Here is a 12,153-nt window from a genome sequence, read left to right as displayed (position 1 = left end):
TTATACGTCAAATTTAATGATTATTTAACGAATAAACATAAAAAAAGGGAAGCTTTGCTCCCCTTAACTAACCCAAATAAACATGAAAAACTGTGTGTTTGATTGTAATATGCAACTTTTTACATATATTTCAAATAATTAGCCTTTTTCATATCAAATACAACACTTAAAAATAAAATAATTATTATTTTATTAAAAATATAGACATAAATATGAAAATAACTAAATTATATCCAGTCCAATTCTCCTTTTATTGAAAAAATAAAAGGGAAGCTTATTGCTTCCCCTTTTTAACCCAAATAAACATGAAAAACCGATCTTAAATATTTTAGAAATTTAATGATGCCAAATTTTCACCGTTGTAAAATACTGTTAATTCTGAAGTATCAACATCATCTTCAATCTTCAAAATCTTTGTTTGAAGAGGATTAAAAGTAATAAGTTTAGTAATTGTATCTCTATGACCATTTATATTAATCATTACTTCAACCTTTTCACCAGTTCTATTTTTAATTAAAACACGACCATCGTCCTGTTTCGAAACAATGAATCTGCTTTTAAGGAAATCGATGTCACTTACTACAGTGATTGTTTTTTCGATTAATTTTCCAGATTTAGAAGAGTTGACTACTACTTTGTATTCTCCACTCTCAAGCTTACCATAATCATAAACCTTATCGATTCCATTTCCGGTAACCTGATCTTTGAAAATCACAGTATTGCCTTTCTTTACTATTAAAGTGTATAGATCAAAAGCCTTATTATAATAAGATAAATGATATACACTTTTTTCAGAAACTCTTTCTAAAGCCAGATCATCATTTTTAGTTGTGTCCGCCTTAACGCTCGTAGCTGCTACTGAACTTATTGTAACTCCTACTGCAAGTAAAATTGTTAATGTTAACTTTCTCATAATTGTTTGGTATTGAATTATATTACAAAAGTAGACCTGAATTATGGAATTGGCAACAAATAAGGGTAATTAATGAAAATTAACACCAGTTATAGATTAATTATTAATAATATAAAAATACAAACGATTTCTATTTATGAGTATGGCAAAAAAGAGATGTGGAATCTATTTATTTTAAATTTTTATTAAAAAAACCACCCTATCTCACTGTAAACGCAGTTTTCTTTCCGTTTTTAGTGCAATGACAATAGAATCATTAAGGTGTTTGGAGTTGGAAGGAAATTATTATTTGCAAAAATGTCATTTAACAAAATATAATAACTAAACTATTTATCTGAAATGCAAAAAATTGAGATATTTACTATCTTATTCTAAAATAATCAGAAATTTAATTGCCAATATCCTAACTAAATAGAATTCACAATAACAAATCCGTAATTGAGGATACAACTATAATATTGGTAAAAGATTATTCTTAAAGCTCAGAGCCATCTTTATCCTTTTCTTTTTCCTCGTTTTTACCTTTAAAGAGGTCTCTGAAAAATTGTTTTCGCTTTCTTCTTCTTTCTAATTTATCATTAGACACTTCATCCTTTCTAAAAATATCTCCTATATCATCGAATATATTATCTTCCTTATACATAGGGCAGTTGATCATTCTTTCCTCTTTAGAAGATAGTTTCCTGAACCTACCCAGATATAAATCACTCATTTCAGGTTTTTTTGAAATCGAGGAATATATCCTACCCCATATTGGTAATGCCATCGCCGCTCCCTGTGCGATTGAAGAACTACCAAAATGTACATCAGGGCTGGGTGCTCCAACCCAAACTACAGTAAGCAATTCCGGACTATAGCCAACAAACCAACCGTCTGCTCCATTCTGGGTTGTACCTGTTTTTCCAGCTACCTCTCCCTTTAGTTTATAATTTTTAAGCCTGGTAGCAGTTCCGCTTCTAACTACCTCTTGCATGAATTCAATAATTATTCTTCTGTCGGATTCATCAAACAAGGGTTCATTGTCAGTTTTATTATTCTTAACTGTAGCAATTTTTTGTACCTCCTTAGCCTCAGGGTAGATCACTCTCCCATTACTATCTTCAATTTTAGTAATGAGATTCAGTTTATCAATTGGGAAATCATTTAAAATAGAAGTATATGCTTTGGCCATCTCATATACCGGAATTTCGAAACTACCTAATGCCAGGGAAGGAACCGGTTCGAGTGGGCTTTCAACGCCGCTGTAACGTAACAATTCAACAAAATATTCCGGACCAATAGTTAACAACCAATCAATAGATATCAGATTAACAGAATTGGCCAGCCCACCCATCATAGAAAATTTCCCTTCATTGTTATTATTCCCTGCATTTTCTGGAGACCAATCATCGTAATCCACGTAGGTTTTAACTCTGTTTGCCACAAAATCGCATGGATTATATCCTTGATTTAATGCTCCTAAATAAATAAATGGTTTTATAGTGGAACCTACCTGTCTGCGGGCAAACACGTTATCGTAAGGAAAAAATCTAAAATCCGCACCTCCTACCCAGGCCTTGACATCACCTGTACCGGGATCAATAGATAAGACTGCAGATTGCAAAAAAGATTCGTAGTAGGCTATACTATCCAACACAGAAAAATTCACATCGTCAATACCATCCCAGGTAAAGACCCTCATTTTCTTCTTAATACTTAAAGAATCATATATTTCCTTCTCCGACAACCCTTTCTTTCTAAGTTGTTGAAATGCTTCTGTTCTTTTCACCTTTTCTTTAAAGGCAGGATTATCCGGAGATAACTTATTTTTTACGCTCTGGTCCTCATTCATCAACTTTTGAAGTTTTGTAAGATGTTCCCTGACAGATGTTTCTGCTCTTTCCTGTAAACGGCTATCTAAGGTTGTGGTAATTCTCAAGCCATCCTTTTCAAGTATATAAGGAGTCCCATCCTCTTTGGTTTTTTCCTCTAAAATTTTCTGAACCTGACTTTTGACTTGTTTAACAAAATAACCGGCTTTAGTATTAATAATTCTATTGTTGTAATCAAGATCAATCGGTTTTTGACTGAATTCTTTTCTAAGATCCTCTGATATATAACCATATTTAGCCATTTGACTTAGAACAACAGACTTTCTCTTAAAGCTATTCTCAGGATTAAGCCTTGGGTTGTAGTAGGTGTTTGCTTTAAGCATTCCAACTAATACTGCAGCTTCATCTACCGTCAGATCCTGAACATTTTTACTGTAATACCTATCCGCGGCTGCAGCAATACCATATACTTCCTCGCCAAAAGGAACAGTATTGAGATACATTGCTACTATCTCCTTTTTACTGTAAATATCTTCAATACGTCCGGCAATAATCGCCTCCTTAAATTTACTTATCGGAAGGGCCAAAAAAGGATACTCCTGACGGCCATAGATATTTTTAACTAGTTGCTGGGTAATTGTACTCCCTCCTCCCGCTGATTCCTGTTGAAGGATAATTGTTCTGATTAAAACTCTGAACCAACTTTGAAAATCAATTCCTTCATGATCATAAAACCTAACATCTTCCGTTGCTACCAATGCATTAATCAAATAATCAGGAATTTCTTCTTTTTCAACAGCTTGCCGGTTAACATAAAAATATTGTCCAAGGATTTTTCCATCAGAAGAGTAAACCATCGACGCCTCAGGATTAGAAAAACTTCTCAATTCTTCTTTATCAGGAAGTTTACCAAATACTCCTGCATATATAGCGCCTATAAATAATCCCATGACTGCAACGCCCAGAGCAAACAACCCGATTGCCCAGCGAAAGATTATTCTAAAGATCTTCTTTTTATTATTTTGTTTTGGCCTACCCATATATTTATTTCAATGAAAAGCTATTCTAATTAAAATAATTGTAACGAAATACTGCAAACGTCTAAAAAACGTTAAAAAGAGTTTTAAATAACTGTAAAATTAGCTAGAATAATATAAATAATAAATGTGATGAATAAGATACTGATTTATGGTGGTGGAAATATGGGGTTAGTATATGCTAAAACCATTTCAGAATATTATCACGCTAAAGACCATGTTTTTATTGTGGAGAAAAGGGAAGAAAATATAAAAAAAATTAAATCTCTCGGATTTTTGTGTTCAAATAGTATTCCCGAAAATTTCAAAAGTTACGATTACATTATTCTTGCAGTAAAACCTCAGGACTTTATTTCTATAGCAACTCCGCTTGAAAAACACATTCAAGATAATCAGTGGCTTATATCTATAATGGCAGGAATCAGTTGTGAATTGATCAAAGAAAACCTGAAACATAAAAAGATTATTCGCACTATGCCTAACCTGGCTATACCATTTAAAGAAGGACTAACGGGATTTTATATTTCCTCGAAAAGCCTACTCACTGACATTGAAAAGAAAAATATCTTAGATCTTCTTACACTTGGTGGAAAAATCCTGGAAGTTGAAGATGAAAATGACCTCAATGCGATTACAGCTTTAAGTGGTAGTGGGCCGGCATATTTTTTTTACTTTATTGAACAATTGCAAAATGCTGCAATAAATAAAGGTTTTTCCAAAGAGCAGGCAAGAATGATAGCCATCCAGACATTAAAAGGCGCATTGAAAGTTCTGGAGAATAGTGAAGATACTTGCGAGACACTAATTCAAAAAGTTTCTTCCAGGGGAGGAACCACTGAAGCTGCTTTCCAGGTATTCAATGAATATAATCTTGGTGATAATTTTATTCAGGGAATAAACAGGGCTAATGAAAGATCCGAAGAGTTTGGACAGGAATTGAAAAATATTATTCTAAATAAATAGACCTGACAGGTTACAAATCTTACTCGAGATGTATAAACAGGTATAAGACTAAATAATCATTTGGTCTTTGATACCATCATAGATGAAACCTTTGTTGTGAAGTTCCGAATTAATTTTCGGAACTTATTTTTTTTAAAGCATCATAAAAAACCTGGTGAATTGAAGGCCTTATATTTAGCCTGTAAAGGTTTTTATTATCTCTTGTAGGATAAACCCTGTTAGATAAAAAGATGAAAAGCAGTCCATTTTGAGGATCTGCCCAGGCAAAAGTCCCGGTATATCCTGTATGGCCAAAGCTTGAGTCACTTGCGTCAGGCGAAGGTGTACCTTTCCATTTATCTTCAAGTAATGGTTTATCAAACCCCAATCCACGACGATTTCCTTCATCACAATATTGACACCTTGTAAACTCTTTTAAGGTTTCTTCAGATATATATCTTTCTCCACCATATGAACCATAATTAAGATACATCTGCATCATTTTAGCTAAATCCATGGAATTACTAAAAAGACCTGCATTTGCAGACAACCCCTGCATGATTATCGCTCCTTCATCATGAACTGTACCATGTATTTGTTCATTTCTAAAATAATTATCTTGCTCTGTAGGAATGATTCGTCTTAATTCGAAACCCCTTTCTAATGGATTGTAGGTGAGCGTCGTAGCACTTAACCTACTAGTAAACTCATCAAAAAGTTTAACATCGATTCTTTCTCCGGTCTGTTTTTTAATAATATCCGGCCATAAATAAAAGGATAAACCAGAATATACATAACCGGAATCGGGATTTGCCGGGGCTTTCTTTATTCCTTTATATACATACCTTTTCCTGAATGTTCTATGCATATATAGATCATCTGTGATCTTGATCGGAAATCTTCTTGACGGTTTAGACTTGAAGGTTCTCCATCTCCATTTCCCATTTCGTCTTTGGGCTTCCTTATAATATGGTATCCAGCTTTTCAATCTTGCATTATGAGCAAGTATTGATCTTATTGAAGCATCACCAATTACACTATTTTTATAATAATCATTATAATTGGAAAACTTGCTATCTAATTGAATCCTGCCATCATCAACCATTTTCATTAACAATGGTAATGCTGAAGTGATTTTTGTAATTGATGCTATATCATAAATATCACTAATTGATACTTCATTGATACTATCATAGGTATGATAACCATATCCTTTATGAAAAAATATATCTCCATCTATTGCCACAAGAATCTGACAACCTGGAAAAGCACTACTATTAATAGCATACTGAACAATCGAATCAACTTTTGAATGTATGATATCCGAGTTAATATTTAATTGTTCCGGGTACTTATATCCTAATCGTATTTTTTTTGTGTTTATTCCATCTCCAAAATTATAGTTATTTAAAGATACCGGAAGTTGACCTTTAGAAGAAAATCCACCATAAAGAGCCTGAACAGCTGATCTTTCGCCCTCCTCTCTACCCTGGTATGTTAGAATTGTCACATCTGCATTTCCATTTGAATCCAGAACATTAACTGCATAAGCATTTCCCGTCACCAGTAACACTTTTTGCCCTGGCAGCTGCAAAAGTTCTTCTGTCGATTTCAATTCTGCTTCTCCAAGATCATAGTTTGCGGCTGTACTCATCCATAATCCCTCATGATGAATTATAATTCGATCATAGGATTTTAGTTGATTTAAAATATTTTCAGTTATTTTTTCACCCTTAATAACCGGATAAAAATCTACTGTATCATACTTATTGATAGTATTTAATAATGTCTTGCTATCCGGATTATATCTGAACTGTACAAAAGCCGTTTTATAAGTTCCAAGATCTTTTAATGGAACCAACGAACTGTCTCCGAGAATCGTGGTAGCATTTTGCAACACCTTTCTTTCAAACACCTTATACTCATATTCTAATTGCTTTTCAGCCATAGAATAATAATTCCCCTGTATATCAGGTAAATTTGATTTGTATTTCAAAATTCTCAATACATGTTCATCAAGTAATTTTTCGTAATAAGGAGATTCTTCAATTTTATCGACAATAAAATCGATTGCTTTTATCACATCCTTACTCATCAATAAAAAATCTGTTCCAGCAACCAATGCCCTCCACTCCAGGTCTCCTGTTTTAGCATATTTTAATGCTCCTTTCATATCCATAGCGTCACTAAACACCATATTATCAACACCTAAGCTATCTTTTAATAAACCGGTAATGATCTCCGGACTTATAGAAGCAGGCACATCATCACCCGTCACTTCGGGTACTGCTAAATGTCCGATCATTATTCCAGCGGCAGGTAATTCTGTTAAATTATTATAAGGATATAATTCAACTCTTTTTAATCTATCATAATTATGGTTTAAAGTAATTAGATCTTTGTGTGAATCTGAATCAGTATCTCCGTGACCCGGGAAATGTTTAAAAACCGGTAAAACCTTTTGATCCATAAGACCTCTGGCATAAGCAAATGCAAGATCATTAACTAGCTTTTTTTCTTCTCCAAAAGACCTGAAACTTATTACAGGGTTATCAGGATTATTATTTATATCAACTACAGGGGCATAACTAACATTTATACCCATTGATTTAAGTTTCTTTCCGGCCAATACACCATATTCATAAGCCAGGGAAGTATCTCTTGTTGCTCCTAAAGTCATCGCATATGGAAGTCTGTAGGTATCCCGTATGCGCATAGCAGCCCCCCACTCGGCATCCATCGAATGAACCAGAGGAAATTTTGATTGAGATAGTTTTTCCTGTAATTCACTTAATTCAGAAGAAGTACCCTGAAAATAAATTAACCCGCCTATATTCAATGAATCAATCAGATAATTAATAGAATCCACATGAGCTTGCCCTCTGTTTGGATAAGCAGGAACAATAAATAATTGTCCCACCTTTTGCTTCAAAGTCAGTTGATCCAATTTGTTTTGAAACCCGGACTCATCATTTTTAATTTCCTGGGATAGAAGATTAAAAAATGTAAAGACGAAAAATAAAATTAGTATAGACTTTGTCCTGCTAGTCAAATTCATTTATTAAGATTTTACATATAAATTAATGCCCGTTAAGACAAAATTGCAATCTTAAACGGGCATTAATTCAACGAAAAAGAAAAACACTTATTTTAAGTCATACTTTTTCTTGTACTTTTTATATAATCTCTGCTGTAAAGCTTCAAGGGGCACTTCTCTACCATTTATAAAAGCTTGAGATATTTTATTTCCGGACATATCCATTGCATCACCTGATGAAATAAAAAAGGTCGCTGACTTACCCTCCTCTATGGTTCCATAATTATCCAGCCCAAGAATCTCTGCAGGGTTTGCTGTAATCAGCTTAAGTGCTTCTTCCTTATCCAGGCCATAAGCTGCTGTTGTTCCTGCATAAAATCCAAGGTTTCGACTATTGGCAACATTATTATAGGCTAATGCAACTTTTACTCCTTCATTGGTCAGATATCCGGCCAACTTATACGGATCATATACTCCTTCTTCAGCTCTCATCGGAAGTCTGTGAACATCTGCCAGTATTATAGATATTTCATTGTCTTTGATGAAATCCAATACATATCTTGAGTCTGCACCTCCTACCAATACTACTTTTTTAGCACCATTTTCAAAGGCAAAAGAAAGAGAAGATACAATTTCCTTCGCTCTGTTAGCATGCACATAGAGAGTTTTTGACCCCTCAAATATGCCTTTCATTGCTTCAAGCTTTAGATTCTCATCAGTGGGATCAGTTTGGGAATAAGCAGCGGCATCAATAAACAATTGCTTTATTTTACTTATGCTTTCATCATAATTATCATTATCCCTCCACTCTGTTTCATTTCTCCACCATCGTGGTGGCAGTTTAGCCCTCGGCCAATTAATATGAATTCCTTCATCCATACTAACAACTGCATCTTCCCAGTTCCAGGCATCTAATTGTACTATTGATGATTGCCCCGGTATTAATCCTCCTGATGGAGTAACCTGAGCTAATAATATACCATTGAATCTCAAAGTAGGAATAATTTCACTATCTGTGTTGTAAGCAACAATACTTCTGATATTCGGAGAAATTGAAGTAGGCTCTGAGGCATCGACAGTGGCACTAACAGATGATACCTCTATTAACCCGACTTTTGAGTTTGGTAAGATAAAACCAGGATAAATGTGTTGGCCCTGTCCATTAACCTCAGTCGCTCCTTCCGGAGTCTCAACCTCGGTTGTCTTACCAACTGAAATAATTTCTCCTTCATTAAAAACTAGTGCACCATCGGTAATAACCTCTCCTGTACCTGTATGAATAGTCACATTGGTGACTAATATTGGTTGGGTCTGAGTTTCACCGGGAGCCGGAACCTGAGCAAAAACACTACTCAAGCCTGCTATAAAAATTATTACGATATATATTAAGAATCTCATTTCGAAATGTTTTGAATTAAAATTGGTAGTAGAAATCATCACAGTGGAAGTTTTTCTGGCCTTTTCTGGAAGGTTCCTGAGTATCGCCTCCATTTTCTTTCACCTTTAACATCTTCTTTATAAGCCTGTTTCGCTCTTCAGCTATTTCCTCCTGCATTTTTTCATTCTCCTCTGTATCAAACATTACTCTTCCATCAACAAAGGTCTTTTCAACACGTGCATATACAGAAGTTGGCTCTTCAGTCCATATAACAAGATCAGCATCTTTACCTTCCTTTATCGACCCCATTCGATCATCAAGGTGTAATAACTTAGCCGGGTTGATTGTTACCATTTTTAAAGCTTCATATGGATCCATATCTCCATATTTTATCGATTTGGCTGCCTCCTGGTTTAATCGGCGCCCCATTTCAGCATCATCTGAATTAATTGCTGTAGTAACACCCGCTTCGGCCATCAAAGAAGCATTATAAGGTATTGCATATCGAACCTCCCATTTATAAGCCCACCAATCAGCAAATGTAGAACCTCCCACACCGTGCTCCGCCATTTTATCAGCAACCTTATAACCCTCAAGTATATGAGTAAATGTATTTACTCTAAATCCAAATCTTTCAGCAACATGCATTAACATATTTATTTCAGATTGGACATAGGAGTGACAAGTAATAAACCTTTCTTCGTTTATAATTTCAAGAATTGCTTCCAGAGCAAGGTCTCTTCGTGGGGCATTCGTTTTTTCTTTTTCTCTTTTACTTAGCTCATTATATGATTTCCACTTTCTTTCATAATCAAGAGCATTGTTAAAAGCATCCACTAAAGCTTGTTCAACTCCCATACGAGTCTGAGGGAATCGAATACTATTACTACTACGACTTCTCTTTACATTTTCACCTAGGGCAAACTTTATAAATTCATCTGCATCTTCTATCAGCATTTCCTCCGGAGACATTCCCCATCTCATTTTAATTATTGCAGACTGCCCTCCTATTGGGTTAGCTGAACCGTGTAGTAATTGTGCTGCAGTTACACCTCCTGCCAATTGACGATAAATATTTATATCCGAGTTATCGACAACATCTTTCATTTTGACCATCGAACTGTTTACAGCTACATCATTGACGCCATCAAGGGCAATATGCGAATGCTCATCTATAATTCCCGGAGTAACATACTTTCCTGTACCATCAATTTCAATCGCATTACTTGAATTTATATTTTCACCAATGGAAACAATTTTTCCGCCTTCTACCAAAATGTCTGTATTTTCGATGATTCCCTCATCTTCCATTGTCCAGACAGTAGCATTTTTAATGAGATATGTTTTTTGATCAGCCAACTTCTCCTTACCATAAGCAACAAAAGGATAAATCATATTACCAATACTTGTATCCTTCTCTTCCTCTTTCTTTTCTTTCTTTTGATATGTACTATCGCGTTTTGCAGACCAGGTTACCCATTCAGAATCAATTTGGCCTCTGCCTTTAAAACCATCTTCAGACTTCCATCCTGACAATAAATATATAAAGCCGTTATGATCGAAAGAAAGAGACAGATGATCATTCTTCCAGCTACTTTTGGTCTTAACAGTGGTAGAATCATTTACTTTGATCTCATGACTAACCTTTGCCGGGCTTCCTTTTCCTACTAATTGAAATTCTTCATCTCCTACTTTGAGTGTGAAATACCCAGTTAAATCCACTTCAGGCAGATCTCGAACAATTAGTTTATCTCCACCTGTCCAGTTTTCAATTATAGTAGCTTCATCTTCAAATAATTCTTTATCAGTGATTATGAAATTCGCATATGATCCGGGTTTTAAATTCCCTACATCATTAACTCCAATCATTTCTGCAGGAATTGTAGTCATGGCTGCCAGAGCTTGATCAGACGGCAAACCATATTCTACAGCTTTACGCACATTTTTTATAAAATCTGTAGTATTCTTCAAACCACTTGCTGTAAATGCAAATCTTATCTCATTTTGATGTAATAATGACGCATTTGCAGGAGCCATTTCCCAATGTTTCATTTGAGCAAGACCGATATCCATAGCAGCATATGGATCGCTAACATCAAAGGCTTTAGGAAAATTAACCGGGATAATCAGAGAGGCTCCGGATTCTTTTATTTCCTTTACCATTTGATATTCGTCACCTACACCATTTATGATAAACTGAATACCAAATTCATCTCCTACTTTATCGGCTCTTAGAACTGATAGCTTATCCTCAACCTCAAAAATCTGAGGAAGATCTAAAGAATTATTAAGTCCTTCAAGAGTAAGATCAAAATATGGATCCGTTTCATTATACCATTTAGCATCAAGAAAGGTTTGACGCAGCAAAGCCATAGCTCCCATCAGTGAAGCAGGATAATCCTGTTTGCTTGATCCTTTATCAAAACTGTAATGGGCAGCCGCATTAGCTTTTAAAATCATTTCATTGGTTTGTTCTCCAGCCAGGTTGATTAAAACAGAAGTTCCTCGTGCTATTCCATCTTTATGATAACTCACTACACTGGAAAATCCGGCTTTCCTTAATTTATCAGCCTTCTTTTTATCAAATTGAAAAAGTTGAGAAGCCTGAATATCTGACCTGATTGCCATATTTGGATTGTATGGACCTTTGCGGGGAGAAGTTATCTGCTCTTTTCTACCCCAGCTAAATCCTCCGTCTTTTACCTCAGGCATACCAAAGGTTGAATTAGGATCAATAAAGGCAGGATAAATATGATTACCTTTAAGATCAGTAATACTAAATCCAGCAGGAATAGTTCCATTCTCTTTTACTGAGATCACTCTTCCATCTTCGATCAGCAAAGTAGCATTAGCAATTTCAGTATAAGGATCAATATGAACAGTACCATTTTTAAAAGCATAACGACCTCTGCGGTCATCTTCAACATCATTTCTTGGAAAAGGGTTTTGAGCAAAAATGTTCAGCCCATTCATCAACAAGAAGAAAAATAAAAGTTTCCTCATTTATAAAGTCTATTGAGTTATAAAAATTCGTT

General features: G+C 34.9%; 6 protein-coding genes. 1 reads left to right on the top strand and 5 read right to left on the bottom strand.

Features of this window, described 5'->3' with window-relative positions:
- Positions 1–328: 328 nt before the first annotated feature.
- Both DCC35_RS09755 and DCC35_RS09750 read right to left on the bottom strand, forming a co-directional pair.
- Entirely contained in the window at positions 329–913 is a 585-nt protein-coding gene (locus DCC35_RS09755) for a hypothetical protein (RefSeq protein ID WP_137090611.1), read from the bottom strand.
- 475 nt (positions 914–1,388) lie between these two features.
- Entirely contained in the window at positions 1,389–3,764 is a 2,376-nt protein-coding gene (locus DCC35_RS09750) for a transglycosylase domain-containing protein (RefSeq protein ID WP_137090610.1), read from the bottom strand.
- A 129-nt stretch (positions 3,765–3,893) separates the two neighbouring features.
- On the opposite strand from DCC35_RS09750, the gene proC reads away from it, so the two are divergent.
- Positions 3,894–4,724, top strand: coding sequence for a pyrroline-5-carboxylate reductase (proC, locus tag DCC35_RS09745; RefSeq protein WP_137090609.1), 831 nt, complete (start codon positions 3,894–3,896; stop codon positions 4,722–4,724).
- Between the two features lie 109 nt (positions 4,725–4,833).
- Here proC and DCC35_RS09740 read toward each other — a convergent pair whose 3' ends face one another.
- The 3 genes from DCC35_RS09740 to DCC35_RS09730 all read right to left on the bottom strand — a co-directional run bounded on the left by DCC35_RS09740 (position 4,834) and on the right by DCC35_RS09730 (position 12,121).
- A complete protein-coding gene (locus DCC35_RS09740; protein WP_137090608.1) occupies positions 4,834–7,761 on the bottom strand; it encodes a glycoside hydrolase family 3 N-terminal domain-containing protein in 2,928 nt (975 codons plus the stop codon).
- Between the two features lie 87 nt (positions 7,762–7,848).
- Positions 7,849–9,138, bottom strand: coding sequence for an amidohydrolase family protein (locus DCC35_RS09735; protein WP_137090607.1), 1,290 nt, complete (start codon positions 9,136–9,138; stop codon positions 7,849–7,851).
- Positions 9,139–9,154: 16 nt separating this feature from the next.
- Complete coding sequence (locus DCC35_RS09730) at positions 9,155–12,121, bottom strand: amidohydrolase family protein (RefSeq protein WP_137090606.1); 2,967 nt, start codon at positions 12,119–12,121, stop codon at positions 9,155–9,157.
- Positions 12,122–12,153 lie beyond the last annotated feature (32 nt).

It is taken from the genome of Mangrovivirga cuniculi, assembly GCF_005166025.1.
Taxonomy (GTDB): domain Bacteria; phylum Bacteroidota; class Bacteroidia; order Cytophagales; family Cyclobacteriaceae; genus Mangrovivirga; species Mangrovivirga cuniculi.
This window is presented reverse-complemented; position numbering and strand designations above follow the sequence as displayed.

What these genes read in the sequence shown, in the direction of transcription:
- DCC35_RS09755 (WP_137090611.1), bottom strand. Translation starts at nt 913, where the DNA reads ATGAGAAAGTTAACATTAACAATTTTACTTGCAGTAGGAGTTACAATA.
- DCC35_RS09750 (WP_137090610.1), bottom strand. Translation starts at nt 3,764, where the DNA reads ATGGGTAGGCCAAAACAAAATAATAAAAAGAAGATCTTTAGAATAATC.
- proC (WP_137090609.1), top strand. Translation starts at nt 3,894, where the DNA reads ATGAATAAGATACTGATTTATGGTGGTGGAAATATGGGGTTAGTATAT.
- DCC35_RS09740 (WP_137090608.1), bottom strand. Translation starts at nt 7,761, where the DNA reads ATGAATTTGACTAGCAGGACAAAGTCTATACTAATTTTATTTTTCGTC.
- DCC35_RS09735 (WP_137090607.1), bottom strand. Translation starts at nt 9,138, where the DNA reads ATGAGATTCTTAATATATATCGTAATAATTTTTATAGCAGGCTTGAGT.
- DCC35_RS09730 (WP_137090606.1), bottom strand. Translation starts at nt 12,121, where the DNA reads ATGAGGAAACTTTTATTTTTCTTCTTGTTGATGAATGGGCTGAACATT.